Raw genomic sequence first — 21,772 nt, 5'->3', positions numbered from 1 at the left:
AGCCGCAAAATAACGGCAGAATTTTATATAATCCAAATAATTTGTAACAATTCTAAATAAGAAAAGTGTTAAAACAATATTTTACACGTTTTAACACCTCTTAAGAAATTTTATCCTGCCAAGGATGGCAGTAATCAAATAAAATACGGAAATTTCGTTAATGAAAGCTACTTGATCAGGATTGCCTGAATATTCAGTGATCTTTCAGAATCGTTCGCCGGAGTAACCACACCACCGCAGATAATATCGTAATGATAACCTGCTGTAAAAGTGATACTGGCCGAGGTGGCTTTGATTGTTCCTGTTGAAGTTTCTTTTGCATTCAACGTATAGCTTCCACCATCAACGGCCATAAAGCCTGTTGCCGATTTGTATGTTTTATTGGTAAACCAGGAGGTGGTAGTACTGGCTTTTGCTAAATCCAAAGCCGGGGCATCAGGAGATAAGTTGATAAAACGTACATAAGCTTTGTCCGTTGAAGCAACAGACAAATCGTCTCCCGTAGAATAAGTATCAAGTGCACCAGCTCTGTTCACCAAATAGTACGAATTATAAGTAGATGGGTTTAAGGCTAAAGATTTTGTTAATAAACTCACAGCCGAACTTGCTGAAGTAAATTTAACACTATAAGTGGCCGCACTATAAGACGCATAAGATGTACTGCCGATATAAGGTAAAGCTGCCGAGTTTATTTTTGAATCGTTAACGTACACATTGTATGTTGGAGACGAGGGCGAAGCATTCACTACACGTAAGTATGCAATTGTCGTATCGGTTTCTTCTTTTTTACAAGCACTCATAAGCGCGAATAAACAAATACCGATGGTGAAGATACTCAAATTTTTCAGCGTAAAATTTTTCATGTTTTTTATATTATTGTTAGGCTAATGTTCATCTGCAGCGCTCCTGCAAGGTAAATTTATACAGGCTACAAATATTGCTTTTAAAGCGTATTGAATTTGTTAAATGTTGTTAAAGTAATGTTAAAATTTATCAAACTCCCAACGGCAAAGTTAATACTTTTTGTTCCGCATGAAAATGTGTTGATTTACGGGAACTATAATAAATGACACAGTGACACAAACAGGCGGTGTTCGGAGGCATTTCCGCGTCAGCCTGGTTTAATAAATTGTAATCAAAACATAAAAAAATCAGTTTATTATTGCGTAACTCAATTATTATTTAAACCTTTGCACCTCAATAGAGTTAAAGCCGTTTTAATACGCAAGAAATGATTAAACAACTTTTACATAAACTTTCTACTTTCACAGCGCAACTGGCGTTTGGGAAGCGTTTGTTTATGAATCCTTTCATGCCTGTATTTAATTACCCCACAAGCCGGCAAAATTTTACTCCACGTATTTAGTACCCTATACTAAACGTTACGAGGAATTGATCCTCTCTAAAAACCCAATTAACAAGAATACTTTTATTTTTTCGTTAGAAAATTAATGGATATTAACGAATTTATTGTACAGGTCGCACTTCCTGAACATCGTGTATTTGCAGAAGAAATCGTAACCGAGATGGCCGAGTCTGCAAAAGCACGCGGCACCGGCATTGCCAAGCGTTCACCAGACTATGTTGCCAATAAAATGATTGAAGGAAAAGCGGTTATCGCTTTCCACAAGGACGGCACATGGGCAGGCTTCTGCTATATCGAAACCTGGAGCCACGGACAGTTTGTAGCCAACTCAGGTTTGATCGTTTCCCCGAAATTCAGGAAAGCAGGTTTAGCACATGCCATCAAGGAAAAAGTTTTCGAACTTTCCCGGGCATTATATCCTAAAGCTAAAATATTTGGTTTAACCACCGGCCTTGCCGTAATGAAAATCAATTCTGATTTGGGTTACGAGCCTGTTACCTATTCCGAGCTTACCCAGGATGAGGAATTCTGGAAAGGCTGCCAGAGCTGTGTTAACTTCGAAATTCTGAAAATGAAGGAACGTAAGAACTGCATGTGTACCGCCATGCTTTACGACCCGGCCACACAGAAGCACGACGCAGCAAAACGTTTTGCCGAAGAACTACAAAAGAAACCCAAGTTATACGAGCGCTTTATGCGCATCAAACAGCGTTTGGTTGTTAAACCTAAGCCAAAATCGGGCTTAAAGGTATTGATGTTTTTATTTACCCTGTTATTTAATAAATAAAGAATTGCCTGTGGATCAATCGAAACAACAAATCCACAAGGTAGTTAAAATATAATTATACCCATATGAACAAAGTAGTTTTAGCTTTTAGCGGAGGTTTAGATACCTCATTTTGTTGTATTTATCTTGCTCAAGACCGAGGCCTTGAAGTTCACTCGGTAATTGTAAATACAGGTGGTTTTTCTGATGAGGAATTACAGGAAATTGAAAAAAGAGCTTACGCTTTAGGGGTAAAATCTCATGCTGTAGTAGATGAAACTGAAAGTTATTATGACGAATGCATTAAATACTTAATCTTCGGAAATGTATTGAAAAATGCAACCTATCCGCTTTCTGTTAGTGCAGAACGTGTTAGTCAGGCTACCGCTATCGCCAACTACGTTAAAAAAATTGGCGCTGATTATGTTGCCCACGGCAGTACGGGTGCTGGAAACGATCAGGTGCGTTTCGATATGATCTTCAACATCCTGATTCCAAATGTTGAAATCATCACACCAATCAGAGATTTAAAATTATCCCGCGAAGCGGAAATAGAATACTTAGCCGAGCATGGTATTGAATATAGCGCTGCAAAAGCAACGTACTCTATCAACAAAGGCTTATGGGGAACTTCAGTTGGGGGTAAAGAAACGTTAACCTCTAACGAAACCCTTCCTGAAAGCGCATGGCCTACTCAGGTTACCGAAACGGAATCCCGTAAATTGGAATTAACTTTCGAAAAAGGTGAATTGGTTGCCATTGATGGTGAAACTTTGGAGCCAGTAAGGGCCATTCAAAAACTGCAAGCCATCGCTCAACCATTTGGCATCGGCCGGGATATACATGTTGGCGATACCATTATCGGTATTAAAGGCCGTGTTGGTTTTGAGGCAGCAGCTCCCGTTTTAATTATTAAAGCACACCATACTTTAGAGAAACATACATTAACAAAATGGCAGTTGAGCTGGAAAGAGCAGTTATCTTCTTTTTACGGCAACTGGTTGCACGAAGGTCAGTTCCACGACCCTATTATGCGGAATATTGAAGCTTTCCTAGCCGATACCCAAAAGGTTGTAAGCGGTAAAGTATTTGTTGAGTTGTTGCCGTACCGTTTTCAGATTATCGGGATCGAATCAAACCACGATTTAATGAGCAACAAGTTTGGCAGCTACGGCGAAATGAATAATGCCTGGAGTGGTGAAGATGTAAAAGGTTTCTCAAAAATCTTCGGCAACCAGGTAATGATCTGGCATAAAGTTAACGGCGAAGAAGCCTAAACTGAAATACTACACTTTTATATCCATCTATAATCTTTAGAACGATGAGTAATAAAATAAAGGCAGGAATAATTGGTGGAGCAGGATATACAGGCGGCGAAATGCTCCGTATTCTGATCAACCATCCAAATGTTGAAATTGCTTTTGTAAACAGTACCAGTAACGCAGGAAATTTAATCTCTGATGTACATACCGATCTAATCGGCGATACAGATCTGAAGTTTGTAAGCGACATTCCTCAGGATATCGATGTACTTTTTCTTTGCGTTGGACATGGTGATGCAAAGAAATTTTTAGCTGCTAATCCAATTAACGACAATATTAAAATCATCGATTTATCTCAGGATTTCAGATTAAACATCAACGCAGAATTTGAAAATCGTGAGTTCGTATACGGCTTGCCAGAATTAAACCGCGATAAAATCAAGGTTGCAAACAACATTGCAAACCCCGGCTGTTTTGCCACTTGTATACAATTGGGTTTACTGCCACTTGCTGCAAACGGCTTAATTAATGCTGAAGTTCACATCAATGCAACTACCGGGTCAACAGGTGCAGGACAGAGTTTGGCAACAACTTCTCACTTCAGCTGGAGAAACAATAACCTTTCCATTTATAAAGCTTTCGAACATCAGCACCTTAATGAAATTGGCGAGAGTTTATTGCAGTTGCAGCCTTCACTATCTGAAGCTTTAAGTTTTATCCCACAACGCGGTGCTTTTACCCGTGGTATTTTGGCTGCAATATATCTGGAAAGTGATTTAACATTGGAGGAAGCTCAAGGCATTTATGAAGAATACTATAATGCACACCCTTTTACCCATGTAAGTCGGAAAAACATCGATTTGAAGCAAGTTGTGAATACCAATAAGGCATTGGTTCACATTGAAAAACATGGCGGTAAGCTATTTATCATCAGCATTATCGATAACCTGTTAAAAGGAGCCAGCGGCCAGGCAGTTCAGAATATGAACTTAATGTTTGGCTTGGAAGAGACAGCAGGCCTGCGTTTAAAGGCCGCGAATTTTTAATAACTCTTTCATGCTGAGGAACGGATCAGCGGCGCAACCAGTGAACCAAACACCTCGTTCCTCAGTATGATAAAACCCTCAAAAAATGAACTTATTCGACGTTTATCCCCTTAACGATATAGAAATCACAAAAGCATCGGGCAGCAATGTATGGGACGCTAACGAGCAGAAATATTTAGACCTCTATGGCGGTCATGCCGTTATTTCTATCGGCCACACCAATCCACATTACGTTACCCGTTTAACCGACCAGCTAAACAAAGTTGGATTTTACTCCAACTCAGTTAAGATTCCTCTGCAAACTCAACTGGCAGAAAAATTAGGTCAGGTTTCAGGGAAAAAAGATTACCAGTTGTTTTTGGTAAACTCTGGAGCTGAAGCAAATGAAAATGCGCTAAAACTGGCTTCATTCTATAACGGAAGAAAAAAAGTTATCGCCTTCACAGGTGCTTTTCATGGCCGTACCTCTCTGGCAGTTGCAGTAACTGATAACCCTAAGATTGTAGCGCCGGTTAACCAGACCGAAAATGTAATCTTCCTGCCCTTTAATAATGAGGTGGCTTTAGAAGAAACTTTCAAATCGCAGGGGAACGAAATCTCGGCCGTAATTATAGAAGGTATTCAAGGGGTTGGCGGTATTAAAGAAGCCTCGAAAAGCTTCCTTCAAAAAATCCGCTCACTTTGCGATGAATACAACGCCGTTTACATTGCCGACTCTGTTCAGTGTGGTTATGGCAGAACGGGCTTGTTCTACTCGCACGACTATTCGGGCGTTGAGGCAGATGTTTATACCATGGCAAAAGGTATGGGCAACGGATTTCCGATTGCGGGGATTTCAATTGCACCTAAATTTAAACCATGGCATGGCGAATTGGGTACTACTTTCGGTGGTAACCACCTGGCTTGCGCGGCAGCTTTAGCAGTTTTAGAAGTGATTGAAAAAGATAACTTAATGAAAAATGCTGAAGAGACCGGCAATTACCTGATCAGCGAATTGAAGAAATTCGAACAGGTAAAAGAAGTTCGTGGCCGTGGACTAATGATCGGTATTGAACTACCTGAAGAACTGGCACACGTAAAAAAAGAACTGTTATTTAAGCATTTCATTTTTACAGGCGAGGCAAAACCAAATGTAATCCGTTTACTGCCAGCCTTGAATTTAACTAAAGCACATGCCGATGAATTTCTGGCAGCATTTGGGAAGCTGGTGAAATAATTACAACAGTCGTAAATACGAAGTTAGTGCATGCTAGCTTCTTTTTTGAAACTTTTAAGAGGTGGTGCAGGAAACCTTAAACCCTATACCTCAAACCTTAAACCTTAAAACTATGAAGTTATTCACTTCCGTACACGATGTTCCAAGCATCAAACAATTTGTAAAAGATGCGCTTGAATTAAAGGCAAATCCTTACGCGCACCAAAGTTTGGGTAAAAATAAAACCTTAGGCCTGGTTTTTATGAACCCAAGTTTGCGTACCCGTTTAAGTACACAGAAAGCCGCTCTAAACCTGGGTATGAACGTTATGGTGATGAATCTTGATAAAGAAGGCTGGGCATTGGAAACGCAGGACGGCGTAGTGATGAATGGCTCTACTGTAGAGCATATTCGTGAAGCTGCAGCAGTTATGGGCCAGTATTGCGACATCCTGGGCTTGCGCTCCTTTCCGAAACTGACCAATCGGGAAGAGGACTACAGTGAAGATTTCTTCAACAAATTTGTAAAATACTGTGCCGTTCCCGTTGTAAGTTTAGAAAGCGCAACACGACACCCCTTACAAAGTTTTGCAGATATTATCACCATTCACGAAACATGGACTAAACAACCCGACGGTCGTAAACCAAAGGTAGTTTTGGCATGGGCACCTCATGTAAAAGCTTTACCACAGGCCGTTCCCAATTCATTCGCAGAATGGATGTGCAAAGCACAGGAAGAAGGAATGATCGATTTTACCATTGCGCAACCTGAAGGTTACGAACTGGCTGAAGAATTTACCCCTGGCGCCGATATTCAATATAATATAGAAGAAGCTTTAGCTGGGGCAGATTATGTGTATGTAAAAAACTGGAGCAGTTACAAAGAATACGGCAAGGTTTTAACCTATCCTGATGGCTGGATGATGAACAACGAAAAACTAAAATTTACCAACGATGCCAAAGTAATGCATTGCTTACCTGTTCGTCGTGATCTGGAATTATCTTCTGAAATTCTGGACGGCCCGAATTCACTGGTAATTCATGAGGCTGGAAACAGACTTTGGGCTGCACAAGCAGTAATTAAAGCAATGCTGGAAGAATTGTAATAAGTAGACCGTCATTGCGAAGCACGAAGCAATCTTTCTGATTAGATTGCTTCGTGCCCTGCAATGACGAAAATCCAAAAATTATGGAACAACTCACCATCATAAAAATCGGCGGAAATGTAATTGACAATTCCGAAAACCTGCATCAGTTTTTACTGGATTTCACGGCTTTGCCAGGAGATAAAATTCTGGTTCACGGAGGTGGCAAGATCGCTACCGAACTGGGAAATAGTTTAGGTGTTGAAGCCAAAATGGTGGATGGCCGCCGCATTACCGATATTGAAACCTTAAGGATCGTTACCATGGTTTATGCCGGTCTGATTAACAAAAACATTGTCGCACAGTTACAAGCCAAAGGCAGCAATGCCATAGGTTTAACCGGTGCCGATGGCAATGTGATAAAAGCAAAAAAACGTCCGGTTAAAGATATTGATTATGGTTATGTGGGCGATCTGGATGAACATTCAGTTGCTACATCAACGTTAGACAGCCTGTTAAAGGCTGGTTTGGTTCCTGTTTTATGCGCCATTACACACGACGGGGAAACGCAGCTGCTCAATACCAATGCCGATACCATTGCTTCTTCTATAGCCGTAGCAATGTCAGGTTTATACGAAACACGCCTGGTGTATTGTTTCGAAAAAAAGGGAGTATTAAAGGACGTAAATGACGATACTACGGTGGTTACGGAAATTAAGGCTGAAGAGTTTGAAGGGCTAAAAGCGGATGGAACGGTACAGGGCGGCATGATTCCTAAATTACATAATGCTTTCGAAGCGATAAAAAAGGGTGTTTCCGCAGTTTACATTGGTAAAGCAGATGAATTAGCCGAACTTGCTGAAGGTACATTCGGAACGAAGATGTTGAAATAGAAAAGAAATAACACTTAAATACAGATGAAAAAAATAGCCATCATAGGGAGCGGAAATATTGGTTTGTCCTTAGCTAAAGGTCTTGTAAAAGCAGATTTTGCCAACGCTAAAGACATTGTGCTTACCCGTAGAAACATTGACCATCTGAAACCTTTCGCTGAGGCAGGATACCTGGTGAGTAACAACAATAAACAGGCAGTTGCCAATGTAGATATTATTATCCTTGCCGTTTTACCGCAGCAGTTGAATACAGTTTTAGATGAAATCAATGATTCTGTAGATCCGGCTAAACATTTGGTTATTTCAGTAATCTCTGGCGTAAGCTGCGCGGCCGTACGCGAAAAACTCGGTGATGATGTGGAAGTGATCCGGGTAATGCCGAATACGGCAATCGCTATCGGACAATCGATGACGTGCATGGCCAGTGATAATGCTTCGGCTGAAAACATAGCTGATGTAACCAGGATGTTCGAAACTGTTGGTTCTGTGGTTAAAATAAATGAAGATCTTATGACCTCTGCAACAGCGCTTTGCGCATGTGGTATTGCATTCTTTTTAAGGGCAATCAGAGCAGCATCGCAAGGTGGCGTTGAAATTGGCTTTCATGCAGACGAAGCCCTCAAAATGGCTGTTCAAACGGCAAAGGGAGCCGCCGATTTACTTTTATTACATGGCACACACCCGGAATCAGAAATAGATAAAGTAACTTCGCCGAAAGGTTGTACCATTGCGGGCTTAAACGAAATGGAACACAATGGTTTTAGTTCATCATTAATTAAAGGCATTAAGTTATCCGCTTTAAAAGCAGGGAATTTGTATACTAAGGAGGGCTAAAAGCAGGAGGCTAACGCTTAAGAAAACATAAATGTGGCAAGTTTAAGATGGATCTGTCTTGATACTTGATACTAACTACTCAATACTATGTTGTTAGAAAATATAAAAAAGGAAAGCCTGGATTTATTGCGGCAGTTAATCCGCATCCAGTCTTTTAGTAAGGAAGAAGATAGAACGGCGTATTTGATTGCACAGTTTCTTGAAGAGCGGGGAATTAAAACTCAACGTAAAATGAACAATGTTTGGGCTTACAATAAGCACTTCGATGCCAGTAAACCAACAGTTTTATTAAACTCACACCACGATACCGTTAAGCCAAACTCCGGCTATACCCGCGACCCTTATGATGCAGCAATTGAAGGCGATAAGCTATTCGGATTGGGCAGTAACGATGCAGGAGGCTGTCTGGTTTCCCTAATTGGTACATTTCTATATTATTACGAACAGGAAGATTTAAAATATAACATCTGTCTGGCTGCCACTGCTGAAGAGGAAATCTCCGGAAACAATGGTTTAGAACTGGTACTGCCGGATTTGGGAGCGCTTGAATTCGGAATTGTAGGTGAGCCAACAGAAATGAATCTGGCAATTGCTGAACGTGGCTTGCTGGTTTTAGATTGTGTATCTCATGGAAAAGCAGGTCATGCCGCAAGAGAAGAAGGCGAAAATGCCATTTACAAAGCTTTGAAAGACATTGAGTGGTTTAGAAACTATCAATTCCCAAAAGTATCCGAGGTTTTCGGTCCGCTAAAAATGACTGTAACGATCATCAACGCCGGCTCGCAGCATAATGTTGTACCGGCAAACTGTACTTTTACGGTTGATGTGCGGGTTACCGATGCTTATACGAACGAAGAGGTTTTGGAAATCATCCGTGCAAACGTAGATTGTGATGTTACGCCACGTTCCATTCGCCTGAAACCTTCTTCTATTGATAAAAACCACCCTGTGGTACAAGCGGGTGTGGCATTAGGTAAAACCACTTATGGATCGCCAACTACATCAGATCAGGCTTTACTGGATATCCCCTCGGTAAAATGCGGCCCCGGCTTCTCCGGCCGTTCGCATATGGCCGATGAGTTTTTATATGTTAGGGAAGTAGCTGAAGGAGTAGAAGGATATGTAAATATGTTGAGACCAGTTATCCAGAGCTAAATCTTAAGATTAAAGCGTTAAATTAAAATTCAAAATGAAAATTTGGCAAAAAAATATTGATGTAAATAAGTTCGTGGAAAGCTTTACTGTTGGAAAAGACCGCGAACTGGACTTGCAAATGGCAAAATTTGATGTACTGGGATCGCTGGCGCATACACAAATGTTAGAGACAATCAATTTACTCACCGCCGATGAATTAAAAACAGTTCGACAGGAGCTCAAGAATATTTATGCAGAAATTGAAGCCGGGAACTTCACTATTGAAGATAGTGTTGAAGATGTCCACTCTCAGGTAGAATGGCTGCTTACGCAACGAATTGGCGAAGCTGGTAAAAAGATCCACAGTGGCCGTTCTCGAAACGACCAGGTGCTCGTTGATTTAAAGCTATTTTTCCGTGCATGCATTGAGGACATCGTTAACCAGACATCTACTTTGTTTAACCTCCTGATCGAACTAAGCGATACACACAAAGATAAACTGATGCCAGGTTATACGCATTTACAAATTGCTATGCCTTCCTCTTTTGGTTTATGGTTTGGCGCATATGCAGAAAGCCTGGCCGATGATCTTGAACTCATGCTCGCGGCATGGAAAATTACCAATAAAAATCCGCTGGGTTCCGCAGCCGGTTACGGTTCATCTTTTCCTTTAAACCGAACCTTAACCACTCAGCTATTGGGTTTCGAAAGCTTAAACTATAACGTGGTTTATGCACAGATGGGTCGTGGAAAAACAGAAAGAATATTAGCACAGGCCATGAGTGCAGTTGCAGCAACCTTAGCTAAAATGGCGATGGATGTTTGCCTGTTCATCAATCAAAATTTCGGTTTTATCAGCTTTCCACCCGAACTAACTACTGGTTCGAGTATTATGCCGCATAAAAAGAACCCCGATGTTTTTGAATTAATCCGGTCACGTTGTAATAAAATTCAGGCCCTGCCAAATGAAATTGCAATGATGATTACCAACCTGCCATCCGGTTACCACCGTGATTTGCAGTTGTTAAAAGAAAATCTCTTTCCGGCAATCACCTCATTAAACGAGTGCCTGGAAATCGCAACTTTCATGTTCCAGAATATTACCATTAAAGATGATATCCTGAAGGACAAAAAATACGATTACCTGTTTAGCGTAGAAGTGGTAAATGATTTAGCTTTGCAGGGCGTTCCTTTCAGAGAAGCTTATAAAATCGTAGGCGAGCAGATAGAAAGTGGTACTTTTGCACCATCAGGCCAAATACACCACACACACGAAGGCAGCATTGGCAACCTTTGCAACGAACAGATTTATGCAGGAATGAAAGAAGTACTCTCTCAGTTTGGTTTCGAAAAAGTGAATAAAGCAATAGAAGACTTGGTTAAATAAATTTTGCTAATTTTGTAATTATGACAACTTTAACAATTGAAATTAAAGACAAAGATGCTGGATTCGTTAAAGAATTTCTTAGCAAGATTGGGGCTAAAGTTAAAGTAGAACCGACAAGTCAAATTACTTCAGAAATTGCACAAGCTTTAAAGGAAATTAAAGAAATGCAGCAAGGTGAGCGTAAGCCTTTGAGCTTAAAAGATATCTAATGGAGAACAAAATTGTTTATTCTGCCATTTTCATCAAAAAAGCAAAAATCTACAAAAAAAAGTACCACTCTTTAGTGGAAGAGCTTTACGAGCTTGAATCGAAACTCTTGGAAAATCCTGCACAAGGAAATGATTTAGGTAGCGGACTTTTTAAAATCAGACTAGCCATAAAAAGTAAAGGAAAGGGTAAAAGTGGTGGTTTTAGAATCATAACCTACTTGGTTTCTACTTCCATTGATGGAATTGTGATTAATATGTTAACGCTCTATGATAAATCAGAAGAAAGTAGCATTGATAAAAAAGAGCTTCAAAAGATAATAAATGCATTATAAATTTGCTGGAAGCAGCAATCAATAACTATATATGAAAGTTTCAGTATTGGCCAGTTCATTAATTGGCTCAGAAATTATAAAAATCGGTAACGAAGTTAACGAGATGAAACGCAAAGGTGCATCAATCGCTAACTTAACTATCGGCGATTTCGATGCAAATATCTATCCGATTCCCACGGAACTAAAAGCCGGAATTGTAGATGCGTATAACGCCAATCAAACAAATTATCCTCCTGCAGATGGGGTTTTAACTTTAAGAGAAACTGTTTCTGAATTGCTGAACGATAGATTTGGGCTGGAATATAACACCAATAGCATTTTGATTTCCGGCGGTTCCCGTCCGTTAATTTATGCTACTTACTTAGCTTTAATTGATCCGGGAGACACAGTTGTTTTCCCTGCACCATCCTGGAACAATAACCACTATTGCCATTTAACTTCTGCAAAAGCAATCGCTGTAGAAACCGATGCGGCGCATCACTTCATGCCAACTGCAACGCAGTTAAGGCCTCATTTGAAAGGCGCAACGTTATTGGCCTTATGCTCTCCGTTAAATCCAACAGGAACCATGTTCGATGCAGATTCATTAGCAGAAATCTGTGATGCTGTTTTGGAAGAAAATGCGTCACGCGGAGCAGATGAAAAACCTTTATACCTCATGTACGATCAGATTTACTCGCTTTTAACTTTCGGCAAAGCGCATGTAAATCCCGTATCATTGCGTCCGGCAATGCGCGAGTTTACCGTTTTTGTAGATGGTAGTTCGAAATGTTTAGCCGCAACAGGTGTACGCGTAGGCTGGGGTTTTGGTCCTGAAGACATCATCAACAGAATGAAAGCACTGGTTGGCCACATGGGCGCATGGGCTCCAAAGGCTGAACAAGTTGCAATGTCGCATTATTTTAATGACAAAACACAGGTTGATACTTTCCTGACCAGTTTTAAAGCTCAGATTCAGGATAGCTTAAATGCCCTTTACGATGGCTTCAATGAATTGAAGAGTGAAGGTTTCCATGTGGAGGCCGTTGAACCGATGGGTGCAATTTACCTGACGATTAAAATAGATTACATCGGAAAAACGACAGAAGATGGCCAGCTATTGAAAGACAGTGCTGATGTCAATTTCTATTTAATTAAGGAAGCAGGAGCAGCCCTGGTGCCGTTCTCAGCATTCGGAAATGAAGATAGCATGCCATGGTTTCGCGCGTCGGTAGGTGCCTGCACTTTACAGGATATTAAAGACATGCTACCCAGGATTAAAATTGCGCTTAGCAAGTTAAAATAGCTAAATAAAATATTGCTGCCGTTGAAAACACCTATTGACAATGGCGCTAATAATGAAACCCTAATTTCACATCCATGTTGCTGTGTAACAACATCAACTCAGAAGCATCCCTACCGAAAGAAAAGGATGCTTTGTTTTTTTAACCGGGTTATGCCGTTAATGTTATTGAAGCCATCTGAATAAAACAGGACTGCATTGGCTTTACCTTGTTTTGCAAACAACATTCGGGGATTAGCATACAAGAACCGCCCTCACGTTGACGAATTTTGTAGAAGAAGAAAACACTACATCATGGAAATAAAAAAAGTCAAATTAGGAAGCGATGGACTGGAAGTAGCTCAAATCGGACTAGGCTGCATGGGGATGACCGGATTTCAGGACGGACACATGTATGGCCCTGCAGATGAGCAGGAAGCCATTGCGACCATTCACAGATCGCTAGAACTCGGAGGAAATTTTCTGGATACAGCCGACCTGTATGGTCCTTTCAAAAATGAGCAGCTCATAGCAAAAGCAATTGCCGGAAACCGAAACCAATATACCATAGCCAGTAAATTTGGTTGGGAAATAGATGCACAGAATCAGGTAACCTGGGCCATTAATGGCAAAAAGGATTACGTAAAAAAAGCAGTTGAACGTTCCCTAAAAAATTTAGATACCGATTATATTGATCTGTACTACATGCATAGATTGGATAAAAGTACACCTATCGAAGAAACGGTTGGCGCCATGAGCGAGCTGATTAAAGAAGGAAAGATTGGTTATATTGGTTTATCAGAGGTTTCATCAGAAACAATAAGAAGAGCACATGCCATACATCCGGTTACCGCTGTTCAGAGTGAATACTCGCTTTTCGAACGTACAGTAGAAGAGCGCGGCGTTCTAAAAACCTTGAATGAACTGGGAATCGGCTTTGTGGCTTACTCTCCACTCGGAAGAGGCTTTTTAACCGGACAAATCCGCAGCATTGACGATCTGCCCGAGAACGATTTCCGCAGGGCCATTCCAAGATTTCAGGAAGCGCATTTCCATAAGAATATCGAACTGGTCAAAGCCATTGAAACAATGGCTGCCGAAAAAGGTGTTACGCCTTCGCAACTGGCCCTGGCATGGATCATTAATCAGGGTATCCTGCCTATTCCAGGTACCAAAAGACGAAAATATGTGGAACAAAACCTGGCTGCTGCCGCTATAACCTTAAGTAAAGCAGAAATGAACAGCCTCGAAAACATTATCCCATTGGGAACCGATACAGGACTACCTTACGATGAGTTCAGCATGGGACTAATCGATTAAACCACTTTCCATCTGCAGATAATTGTTTGCAGATGGAATACTTCTTTTAGAATTTTTAAATTAGCAACTATGAATGCCATTAAATCAATTTCACAATTCCATAGGTTATTGTCGTTGCCCGAACCCTTACATCCTTTGGTGAGCGTGATCAACCTTGATCAATGTACATTTCTGGAAGATGAAATCTGGGAAGGCTTTGTTAATCACTTTTACTGCGTGGCATTGAAAAGAGAGGCAACAGGAAAAATCAGATATGGGCAGCAGCATTACGATTACGATAAGGGTGTGCTGAGTTTTACTGCACCAAATCAGGTTCAGCAGCTGGATTTACGCAATACCGAATGCGGATCGGGTTATTTACTGATTTTTCATCCCGATTTCCTGCTTAAACATCCGCTGGCGGCCAATATTGGGAGCTATGGCTTTTTTTCGTATGCGGTGAATGAAGCCTTGCACCTTTCAGAAGATGAAGAGCATAATCTCATTGCCATTCTGGATAAAATAAACGTTGAATGTGGACATATCGACAGGCATACACAGGAAATCATCCTCTCGCAAATTGAGCTCCTGCTAAATTACTCCAGGCGCTTTTACGAAAGGCAGTTCATCACGAGAAAAAACAATAATCACCAGTTGTTAATCAGATTTGAACAAATTATGGAGGCTTATTTTTCTGAGCAGACTACCGCAGCAAACGGGCTGTTGACGGTCAATTATGTGGCCGGACAGATGAACCTTACACCAAATTACCTGAGCGACTTGTTAAGGATACATACGGGCCAAAATACACAACAGCATATCCATATAAGAGTAATAGAGAAAGCTAAAGAACAGCTTTCTACCACCAATCTTTCTGTCAGTGAAATTGCCTACAAACTCGGTTTCGAACACGCTCAGTCTTTCAGTACCTTATTCAAAAAGAAAACCAATATGTCGCCGTTGGAGTTCAGGCAAACTTTTAACTAAAAGGCGTATCAGATTTCCTTTTTCAAGGCATTGATGGTTTCCATCACGTATTTGATTACCGGATCGTTGAGATCGGGGTTCCGGAGCCGATCTCTAAGCTTGTCGTTCCAATCTACCAATGCATCTTCGGGGGTATCGCCCGAACCGCAAATCCCATTTTGCAAATCAGGACCTAAGACGGCATAATAACTTGCGCCATTTTTAAAGAGCAATGGCCTGAATTCATTTACATACTGCGGCAAACGAAACCGGCTAAACTCGAAGCTGATCTCCTGATCAGGGCGAACACTCATCTGTTCCATAATCATCATTTTGATGAATATACAGTATACATTAAAACTTGTTTTTCAGATAAGATTAAGTTATTATTAAATCTGCATTCAACAGTTTATCCGGCCAATACAGCTTTAACCATTTCCCTGTTGGGCTTAGACACAGGAATTTTTTCTCCGCTATTCATTAGCAGTACCCCGCCATCTTCCTTTAGCCAACTTTTTACAAATTTTGGATTAACCAAATGGCTTTGATGTGCGCGTAAAAAGCCTTGTGGTTTCAGCAAATCTGAATATTCTTTTAATGGCTTCGAAATCAGGATTTTTTCCCCACTCACTAAATAGAAAAAAGTGTAGGTATTATCTGCTTCACAACGCATAATATCATCAACCGAAACATACCTGATTTCTTGTTGCTGAGGCAATGCAATTTTTGGAACAGCTGGCTCAGTGCGCTTAATCTGACTAAGAAGAAAACTAAGCTGTTCACCGTTTATTTTACTTTTAATCCGCCTTTCAGCCTTAATTACTGCTTGCTGCAGTTCATCGGGATCAACAGGTTTCAAAAGATAATCAAGCGCAGCAAATTTAACTGCCTGAATTCCGTACTGGTCAAATGCGGTAACAAAAATCACTTCACATGTTTTTTCGGTTAAACGGCTTAACAAATCAAAACCGGTATTTTTCCCCATCTGTATATCAAGAAAAAGTAAATCGGGTTGGTGCAGATTAATCTGGATCAGCGCATCATCAATATTTGCAAGGGTAGAAATTACTCTGATATGTGGGCAATGCTTCGCCAGCAAAGTATTAAGGTTTTCCAGATTAGCTTGTTCATCATCTACTAATATTGCTCTCATTTTATAGCCATTGAGTTAAGGTAATGGATACTAAAGTACCATTTAAGCCTGATTGTATATCCAATACAAAAGGTGTTTCCTTGTGTAGGGTATTTAGTAAAGATATCCGGTTTTTGCTCAGCATCAAGCCTAAACCATTGTAAGTTTGCTCTGTCTCAAAACCTTCACCATTATCGGTTATTTTTAAAATCAAATCTGAATTACGTTTTTCAAATACCACTTCGACCCGACCTGTTTTACCTTTATCGGCAATCCCGTGTTTCACTGCATTTTCAACAAAAGGCTGCAATAACATAGCCGGTATTTCTACATTTTCAGTATCCAGTTCGGATGATGCCTGAATGGAATATTCAAAACCGAATCGCAATTGTTCCATTTGGAGATAATCATCGAGTAATGTTTTTTCTTCTGCCAGGCTGATCAGCTCTTTGCTATCCAGAACGTTCCTGGTCAATCTGGCAAATTTACTGAGGTAGCGGTTAGCATGATCAATCTCATTTTTATTCATCAGGTTTTGAATGCCGGCCAGTGCATTAAATAAAAAGTGGGGGTTAAGCTGTGAGCGCACAGAGTTTAATTGAAGCTGAGCAAGTTCTTTTTGTTTAGCCTGCTGTGCAAGTTTCTTAGCCTCTTTCTTTTTGACGTAGGTGAGGGTTGCCCCGAAAACAGCACCGCAAATGGCACATATTATTAAACCATAAATGATTAATTGTTTTTCGGAGAAAAGTCTTGTCTTATTTTTTAAAACATTGAACTTTATTTTTTGCGCCTGCTTATTGAGATCTGAAAAATGATCTGATTTGGTATAAACAGTTATCACATAATCTCCCGGGCTTTTGAAATACTTTGAATCTATCATCATTATCGAGTTTCCATCTTTATCAAAACCCGACCAATTTGGGGAAAGTAAATTCATGCCACGGCCATCGATATTTTGCAACGTAACACCGTAAATACTGTTTAAATCCGTATTTTTGATGGTTATTCCAATCGCTTTGGTATCATCATTATTCTTTATTTTATCGCCATCTTTGAATGGGTTCGGTTGCCACCCGTTAACTCCTTTTCTCGAAGTGTAAACAGATGTAAACAATATCTCGGCACCCTTTATAGGTTTGTTGTAAATAATGCCATAGCTAACCTTGGTTTTTTGAGGTAACTTATACATTCTTACCTCCAATTTTTTGTTTGCGATATTGTAAGTCCCCAAGTCCATGGTCAAATAACCTGGAAAATCGCTCGCACTATTCCACCTAAATTTTACCTTATCAGGAATCAATTGATCTTTCAAAAGCACTGTATCATTTTGTATTATAGAGTACCTGTAGAGTTGAATACTATCTTTGTGGATTCTTGTCTCAAGCTCAATCCTTTTTGCTCCCGTTAACAGCGATAGGTTTCCAAACGGAGCGTTATCTAAATTTAAATAAGGAACGACCTTTTTCGTGCCACCATCAACAAGCATAAATACATTGCAATTGGACCATCTCGATAGCAGTGAATAATGCATCGGGTTTCCATATTCGTCAACAAGGTACTTGTTTTTATTCTGCGCACTTAATAGCTGCGCTGTTAACATCAATAAATACAGTAGCGTTATATTTTTCATATTTGGAATTTTTTATAAAACTGCACTTAATAGCTAGTCTTAAAAACCCCAAAATAGTAAATGAAACCTTTAAACCAGTTTTTGATGCTTATGAGATAGAATTTATTTCTGAGAGATACATTCTGGATTTAAACTGATTGTACTAAAGTAAATTTTTCGCCCGCTGATCTACCTATAAAATAAGCACAGATCTGAAATAATCTGATATAAAAACGATATGGCCAAGTTTCCCTTTTTCCTAAAAGTTTGTACAGATATTCAATGAAACTTGAATTGAAAAACCCAATTCAACCTGCTTCAAAGTCTGATAAAACATAGTGATTCTCACGCGAGTTAATAAACCCTAAAGGAGCTCAATTTTCCGCAGAGGCCAATTTTGCCAGATTGGCAGATTAACAGGGGCTTAGTGGGGGATTAACAGGGGGGTGACAGGGGGTTAGTAGGGACAAATCCCTGACAACCCTCTACCAAAACCGTGTCAACACCTCTTCAATGTTCAGTCAGATAAGTGAATAAATTGTTTGTCGGTGGCCTTCAGATTCGATGATTTTCGAAACCAATCTGGTGAACCTCATACGCAGAAAACTTCGAATGAAAACACCCCTGGGAAATAACGAATATAATACCTTGCTTTATAGGCAAAAAACTTAAATTTGCGACAATACAAATCAAAATTATCATGAGTTTCAGAATAGAACACGATACTATGGGCGAGGTTCAGGTGCCTGCCGACAAATACTGGGGTGCACAAACCGAACGCTCACGCAACAACTTCAAAATTGGCCCGGAAGGTTCCATGCCTAAAGAGATTATCCATGCTTTTGGTTATCTGAAAAAAGCTGCGGCTTTGGCAAACACTGAACTTGGCGTACTTTCTGCAGAAAAAGCTGAGTTAATCGCTAAAGCTTGTGATGAAATCATTGCAGGAGATTTAGATGATCAGTTTCCTTTGGTTATCTGGCAAACCGGTTCAGGTACGCAAAGTAACATGAACGGAAACGAAGTAATCGCCAATCGTGCTCACGTAATTAACGGAGGGGCGCTGGCTGATGATAAGAAAGTTCTTCACCCAAATGACGATGTAAACAAATCACAGTCATCAAACGATACTTACCCTACTGCAATGCACATTGCAGCTTATAAACTTACAGTTGAAAATACCATTCCGGGACTGGAGCAATTGCGTAATGCACTCGCTAAAAAAGTAGAGGAGTTCTCAGGAATTACCAAAACCGGCCGTACCCACTTTATGGATGCTACCCCCCTAACATTAGGTCAGGAGTTTTCAGGTTATGTTCAGCAAATCGACAACAGCATCAGGGCCATTAAAAATGCTTTGGTAATGGTTGCCGAATTGGCATTAGGTGGTACTGCTGTAGGTACAGGCTTAAACACGCCAAAAGGCTACGACGTATTGGTAGCGAAAAAAATAGCAGAATTAACGGGGCTTCCATTTGTAACTGCTCCGAATAAATTTGAAGCATTAGCCGCTCACGATGCCATGGTAGAACTTTCTGGCGCCTTAAAACGCACAGCAGTTGCCTTGATGAAGGTCGCTAACGATGTTAGAATGTTGAGTTCTGGTCCGCGTTGTGGAATTGGAGAAATTGTAATCCCTGATAACGAGCCGGGATCATCGATCATGCCAGGTAAAGTTAACCCTACTCAACCGGAAGCCTTAACAATGGTTTGCGCACAGGTGATGGGTAATGATGTAGCTGTTTCAATTGGTGGAATGTCTGGTCACTTCGAACTGAATGTTTTCAAACCTTTAATCGCGGCGAATGTTTTACAATCGGCTCGTTTACTTGGAGATGCCTGCGTTTCTTTCACCGTTAAATGCGCAGAAGGAATTACGGCTAACTTACCGGAGATTGAAAAGCACTTACAAAACTCTCTAATGTTAGTAACTGCTCTAAATCCTCATGTGGGTTACGAAAATGCAGCAAAAATTGCTAAGAAAGCACATAAAGAAAATAAAACACTAAAGGCTGCGGCTGTAGAATTGGGTTTACTAACCAGCGAACAATTCGATGAGTGGGTACGTCCGGAAGATATGGTTGGAAGCTTAAAATAAGCTTTAAACAAAGTTGCTGATTACCAACTCATGAAGTAAGGGTCAGCAACTTTTATCAAAGGCGCTAACCGGATTGTAACCAGTGGAATTCACCATGGAACTAGCAGTTTGGCAAGGTTGTTTTAATTTGTTAAATAAAATACAGGAGATTTACTTATGACGATATTGTATAGCTTGGTTTCGCTTCTATCACCATTGATTATTTTCATCACTTGCTGTTATTACATTTCTAAACAAGTTAAAATTGACTCCATTTTAATGTTGATTGGTTCATCCATTTCAATTTTGATCAGCGTTTTTTATAATATATTAATGCCATTCCTAATGCAATCTCGTAACCTTTCCATGACTGCAACCACCAGCTATTACAGCATCGCAGGGATCATTGGATTCTTCGGTGGAATTTCTTTTGCGGCAGGTCTTTTAATATTGGTTTATAATACCGTAAATAGCTTTAAAAGCTTCCCTGATTCATTCCCACCGAACGAATTTAAATAATATATGCCTTCAATTATTAAGTTTGCCAACTCGAAAGCCTTCAATGGAGGTTTCCGGCTAAAGCATTTATCCCTCATACTTTTCACGTTTTCTGTTTTACAGGTTGCCTGTTCATCCCGGCCCAACATACAGGGTAAAGGAGAGGAATTTATGCAGGGCATCTGGAATGAAGATTCTGTTGCGTTTAGCAATAAGTTAAGTAATTATACCCAGCACCACTTCAAGATCACCTGCGATTCGGTTTACATTGACTTTGTCACGCACAGCAAAACCAATTTTTATGAAGATTCATGCTACAACAATGGTGTCTGGAAAGAATATGCCAAAGGGGTTTACGCCGTTCGGGGTGATACCCTATTTGTTGGAGCCACCTTTACCAATGCCAATTACAAGCAAAAAATCTCAGGATGCTACAGAATCGGCCGATATGAGAAAAATTTCCTGATCAGGAAAAAATCAGCTGATACCCTGGTACTGGAAAGCCTGAGCGACCAAAGAGAAATTAAATTATCCTTAAAGGAGAAAGTTACCTGTGTACAAAAAGAATTATAATATGATATTCAAATCAATCAAAAAGAAACTATTTACAATTGCTGCCGTTGGTTTAATGGCTTACCTTCCATTACAGGCCAATGCATGGGGTATGATTGGCCACCGTGTAGTTGGAGAAATTGCCGACAGTTACCTTACAGCTAAAGCCCGGAAAGCAATCCAGGCAATCCTGGGTTCAGAAAGCATCGCAATGTCGGCAAACTGGGGCGATTTTATCAAGTCAGACTCAACCTACAACTATCTTTACAACTGGCATTTTGTTAATCTCCCTGGCGGACTGGATAAACAAGGTGTATACAATATTCTGGAGACTGAAAAGGCCCCAAATCTATACAACAAGATTGTTGACCTGACCGCTGTTTTGAAGAAACCAGGAAGTACAGCGAGCGAGAAAAAACTGGCATTGCGCATGTTGATCCACATGATGGGCGATTTATGTCAGCCTATGCACGTTGCGCATAAGGAAGACTTGGGGGGCAACAGGGTCTCGGTACTATGGTTTAATGAAAAGTCCAACCTACACCGGGTATGGGACGAACAGTTGATCGAGTACCAGCAACTAAGCTACACCGAATATACTAAAGCAATCAATCATCCATCTGCTGTTCAATTATACAACTGGAGAAATACCAGCCTGAAAGATTGCATTTATGATTCGTATCAGGTTTGTTCAAAAATTTACGATTACACCAAACCAGATGCTAAGCTAAGCTATCGCTACAATTTTGACTGGGTTGGTACGCTTAATGAACAGTTGTTAAAAGGTGGAGTTCGGCTTGCGCAAATGCTAAACACCATTTATAAGTAAGCATAAAGCCCATGTTGCTCATTCGTTATGCAGTTACCCAG

General features: G+C 40.4%; 22 protein-coding genes. 18 read left to right on the top strand and 4 right to left on the bottom strand.

Annotated features, from left to right (window positions below; translation table 11 throughout):
• Window positions 1-167 precede the first annotated feature (167 nt).
• Window positions 168-863: a DUF4397 domain-containing protein gene (locus AB669_RS14160; RefSeq protein ID WP_047799951.1), complete on the bottom strand. Its 696-nt coding sequence runs from the start codon at window positions 861-863 to the stop codon at window positions 168-170.
• A 588-nt stretch (window positions 864-1,451) separates the two neighbouring features.
• Between AB669_RS14160 and AB669_RS14155 the strand changes: the two genes are divergently transcribed.
• The 14 genes from AB669_RS14155 (at window position 1,452) to AB669_RS14090 (ending at window position 15,055) form a co-directional block, all read left to right on the top strand.
• Window positions 1,452-2,153 (top strand): N-acetyltransferase, encoded by a 702-nt coding sequence (locus tag AB669_RS14155; protein WP_047799950.1) that lies wholly within the window; start codon window positions 1,452-1,454, stop codon window positions 2,151-2,153.
• A 65-nt stretch (window positions 2,154-2,218) separates the two neighbouring features.
• On the top strand, window positions 2,219-3,409 hold the full coding sequence (gene argG / locus AB669_RS14150; protein ID WP_047799949.1) for an argininosuccinate synthase: 1,191 nt from the start codon (window positions 2,219-2,221) through the stop codon (window positions 3,407-3,409).
• Window positions 3,410-3,453: 44 nt separating this feature from the next.
• The gene (gene argC, locus AB669_RS14145; RefSeq protein ID WP_047799948.1) at window positions 3,454-4,440 is read left to right on the top strand and encodes an N-acetyl-gamma-glutamyl-phosphate reductase; all 987 of its coding nucleotides are present in this window, start codon (window positions 3,454-3,456) and stop codon (window positions 4,438-4,440) included.
• Between the two features lie 85 nt (window positions 4,441-4,525).
• On the top strand, window positions 4,526-5,656 hold the full coding sequence (locus AB669_RS14140; RefSeq protein ID WP_047799947.1) for an aspartate aminotransferase family protein: 1,131 nt from the start codon (window positions 4,526-4,528) through the stop codon (window positions 5,654-5,656).
• Window positions 5,657-5,768: 112 nt separating this feature from the next.
• On the top strand, window positions 5,769-6,740 hold the full coding sequence (locus AB669_RS14135) for an acetylornithine carbamoyltransferase (RefSeq protein ID WP_047800380.1): 972 nt from the start codon (window positions 5,769-5,771) through the stop codon (window positions 6,738-6,740).
• 83 nt (window positions 6,741-6,823) lie between these two features.
• Window positions 6,824-7,612, top strand: a complete 789-nt coding sequence (gene argB, locus AB669_RS14130) for an acetylglutamate kinase (RefSeq protein WP_047799946.1) — start codon at window positions 6,824-6,826, stop codon at window positions 7,610-7,612.
• Between the two features lie 24 nt (window positions 7,613-7,636).
• Window positions 7,637-8,446, top strand: a complete 810-nt coding sequence (gene proC / locus AB669_RS14125) for a pyrroline-5-carboxylate reductase (protein ID WP_047799945.1) — start codon at window positions 7,637-7,639, stop codon at window positions 8,444-8,446.
• Window positions 8,447-8,533: 87 nt separating this feature from the next.
• A complete protein-coding gene (locus AB669_RS14120; protein WP_197082409.1) occupies window positions 8,534-9,601 on the top strand; it encodes a M20 family metallo-hydrolase in 1,068 nt (355 codons plus the stop codon).
• A gap of 34 nt (window positions 9,602-9,635) precedes the next feature.
• Complete coding sequence (argH, locus tag AB669_RS14115) at window positions 9,636-10,967, top strand: argininosuccinate lyase (RefSeq protein ID WP_047799944.1); 1,332 nt, start codon at window positions 9,636-9,638, stop codon at window positions 10,965-10,967.
• Between the two features lie 20 nt (window positions 10,968-10,987).
• Complete coding sequence (locus AB669_RS14110) at window positions 10,988-11,176, top strand: hypothetical protein (protein ID WP_047799943.1); 189 nt, start codon at window positions 10,988-10,990, stop codon at window positions 11,174-11,176.
• Window positions 11,176-11,508 carry a type II toxin-antitoxin system RelE/ParE family toxin gene (locus tag AB669_RS14105; protein WP_047799942.1) on the top strand — a complete coding sequence of 111 codons (333 nt, stop codon included), beginning with the start codon at window positions 11,176-11,178 and terminating at the stop codon, window positions 11,506-11,508. Before AB669_RS14110 ends, AB669_RS14105 begins: the two co-directional genes overlap by 1 nt.
• 31 nt (window positions 11,509-11,539) lie before the next feature.
• On the top strand, window positions 11,540-12,793 hold the full coding sequence (locus AB669_RS14100; protein WP_047799941.1) for a pyridoxal phosphate-dependent aminotransferase: 1,254 nt from the start codon (window positions 11,540-11,542) through the stop codon (window positions 12,791-12,793).
• Window positions 12,794-13,084: 291 nt separating this feature from the next.
• Window positions 13,085-14,089 carry an aldo/keto reductase gene (locus AB669_RS14095; protein ID WP_047799940.1) on the top strand — a complete coding sequence of 335 codons (1,005 nt, stop codon included), beginning with the start codon at window positions 13,085-13,087 and terminating at the stop codon, window positions 14,087-14,089.
• Window positions 14,090-14,158: 69 nt separating this feature from the next.
• Entirely contained in the window at window positions 14,159-15,055 is an 897-nt protein-coding gene (locus tag AB669_RS14090) for an AraC family transcriptional regulator (protein ID WP_047799939.1), read from the top strand.
• Between the two features lie 8 nt (window positions 15,056-15,063).
• Here the strand turns inward: AB669_RS14090 and AB669_RS14085 are convergent, their stop codons facing one another.
• The 3 genes from AB669_RS14085 to AB669_RS14075 all read right to left on the bottom strand — a co-directional run bounded on the left by AB669_RS14085 (window position 15,064) and on the right by AB669_RS14075 (window position 17,796).
• Window positions 15,064-15,357 carry a hypothetical protein gene (locus AB669_RS14085; protein WP_047800378.1) on the bottom strand — a complete coding sequence of 98 codons (294 nt, stop codon included), beginning with the start codon at window positions 15,355-15,357 and terminating at the stop codon, window positions 15,064-15,066.
• A gap of 86 nt (window positions 15,358-15,443) precedes the next feature.
• On the bottom strand, window positions 15,444-16,187 hold the full coding sequence (locus tag AB669_RS14080; protein WP_047799938.1) for a LytTR family DNA-binding domain-containing protein: 744 nt from the start codon (window positions 16,185-16,187) through the stop codon (window positions 15,444-15,446).
• A 1-nt stretch (window position 16,188) separates the two neighbouring features.
• The gene (locus tag AB669_RS14075) at window positions 16,189-17,796 is read right to left on the bottom strand and encodes a sensor histidine kinase (protein WP_047799937.1); all 1,608 of its coding nucleotides are present in this window, start codon (window positions 17,794-17,796) and stop codon (window positions 16,189-16,191) included.
• Between the two features lie 679 nt (window positions 17,797-18,475).
• On the opposite strand from AB669_RS14075, the gene fumC reads away from it, so the two are divergent.
• The 4 genes from fumC to AB669_RS14055 all read left to right on the top strand — a co-directional run bounded on the left by fumC (window position 18,476) and on the right by AB669_RS14055 (window position 21,731).
• Window positions 18,476-19,873: a class II fumarate hydratase gene (fumC, locus tag AB669_RS14070; protein WP_047799936.1), complete on the top strand. Its 1,398-nt coding sequence runs from the start codon at window positions 18,476-18,478 to the stop codon at window positions 19,871-19,873.
• Window positions 19,874-20,197: 324 nt separating this feature from the next.
• Window positions 20,198-20,371 carry a hypothetical protein gene (locus AB669_RS22190; RefSeq protein WP_156166750.1) on the top strand — a complete coding sequence of 58 codons (174 nt, stop codon included), beginning with the start codon at window positions 20,198-20,200 and terminating at the stop codon, window positions 20,369-20,371.
• A 3-nt stretch (window positions 20,372-20,374) separates the two neighbouring features.
• Window positions 20,375-20,923, top strand: coding sequence for a fumarate hydratase (locus AB669_RS14060; RefSeq protein ID WP_082120682.1), 549 nt, complete (start codon window positions 20,375-20,377; stop codon window positions 20,921-20,923).
• 1 nt (window position 20,924) lies between these two features.
• Window positions 20,925-21,731: a S1/P1 nuclease gene (locus AB669_RS14055; protein WP_047799934.1), complete on the top strand. Its 807-nt coding sequence runs from the start codon at window positions 20,925-20,927 to the stop codon at window positions 21,729-21,731.
• Window positions 21,732-21,772 lie beyond the last annotated feature (41 nt).

Source organism: Pedobacter sp. BMA (assembly GCF_001027745.1).
In the GTDB taxonomy this organism is placed as follows: Bacteria; Bacteroidota; Bacteroidia; order Sphingobacteriales; family Sphingobacteriaceae; genus Pedobacter.
Note: the sequence above shows the minus strand (reverse complement) of the source record. Positions and strands in the feature narration are given on the sequence as shown.

Excerpts from the sequence above, each read along its gene's own strand:
- AB669_RS14095 (WP_047799940.1), top strand. The coding sequence starts at position 13,085 with ATGGAAATAAAAAAAGTCAAATTAGGAAGCGATGGACTGGAAGTAGCT.
- AB669_RS14090 (WP_047799939.1), top strand. The coding sequence starts at position 14,159 with ATGAATGCCATTAAATCAATTTCACAATTCCATAGGTTATTGTCGTTG.
- argG (WP_047799949.1), top strand. The coding sequence starts at position 2,219 with ATGAACAAAGTAGTTTTAGCTTTTAGCGGAGGTTTAGATACCTCATTT.
- argB (WP_047799946.1), top strand. The coding sequence starts at position 6,824 with ATGGAACAACTCACCATCATAAAAATCGGCGGAAATGTAATTGACAAT.
- proC (WP_047799945.1), top strand. The coding sequence starts at position 7,637 with ATGAAAAAAATAGCCATCATAGGGAGCGGAAATATTGGTTTGTCCTTA.
- AB669_RS14085 (WP_047800378.1), bottom strand. The coding sequence starts at position 15,357 with ATGGAACAGATGAGTGTTCGCCCTGATCAGGAGATCAGCTTCGAGTTT.
- AB669_RS14110 (WP_047799943.1), top strand. The coding sequence starts at position 10,988 with ATGACAACTTTAACAATTGAAATTAAAGACAAAGATGCTGGATTCGTT.
- AB669_RS14120 (WP_197082409.1), top strand. The coding sequence starts at position 8,534 with ATGTTGTTAGAAAATATAAAAAAGGAAAGCCTGGATTTATTGCGGCAG.
- AB669_RS14105 (WP_047799942.1), top strand. The coding sequence starts at position 11,176 with ATGGAGAACAAAATTGTTTATTCTGCCATTTTCATCAAAAAAGCAAAA.
- AB669_RS14080 (WP_047799938.1), bottom strand. The coding sequence starts at position 16,187 with ATGAGAGCAATATTAGTAGATGATGAACAAGCTAATCTGGAAAACCTT.
- AB669_RS22190 (WP_156166750.1), top strand. The coding sequence starts at position 20,198 with ATGCAATCTCGTAACCTTTCCATGACTGCAACCACCAGCTATTACAGC.
- AB669_RS14075 (WP_047799937.1), bottom strand. The coding sequence starts at position 17,796 with ATGAAAAATATAACGCTACTGTATTTATTGATGTTAACAGCGCAGCTA.
- argH (WP_047799944.1), top strand. The coding sequence starts at position 9,636 with ATGAAAATTTGGCAAAAAAATATTGATGTAAATAAGTTCGTGGAAAGC.
- argC (WP_047799948.1), top strand. The coding sequence starts at position 3,454 with ATGAGTAATAAAATAAAGGCAGGAATAATTGGTGGAGCAGGATATACA.
- AB669_RS14100 (WP_047799941.1), top strand. The coding sequence starts at position 11,540 with ATGAAAGTTTCAGTATTGGCCAGTTCATTAATTGGCTCAGAAATTATA.
- AB669_RS14155 (WP_047799950.1), top strand. The coding sequence starts at position 1,452 with ATGGATATTAACGAATTTATTGTACAGGTCGCACTTCCTGAACATCGT.
- AB669_RS14055 (WP_047799934.1), top strand. The coding sequence starts at position 20,925 with ATGATATTCAAATCAATCAAAAAGAAACTATTTACAATTGCTGCCGTT.
- AB669_RS14135 (WP_047800380.1), top strand. The coding sequence starts at position 5,769 with ATGAAGTTATTCACTTCCGTACACGATGTTCCAAGCATCAAACAATTT.
- AB669_RS14060 (WP_082120682.1), top strand. The coding sequence starts at position 20,375 with ATGCCTTCAATTATTAAGTTTGCCAACTCGAAAGCCTTCAATGGAGGT.
- fumC (WP_047799936.1), top strand. The coding sequence starts at position 18,476 with ATGAGTTTCAGAATAGAACACGATACTATGGGCGAGGTTCAGGTGCCT.
- AB669_RS14140 (WP_047799947.1), top strand. The coding sequence starts at position 4,526 with ATGAACTTATTCGACGTTTATCCCCTTAACGATATAGAAATCACAAAA.
- AB669_RS14160 (WP_047799951.1), bottom strand. The coding sequence starts at position 863 with ATGAAAAATTTTACGCTGAAAAATTTGAGTATCTTCACCATCGGTATT.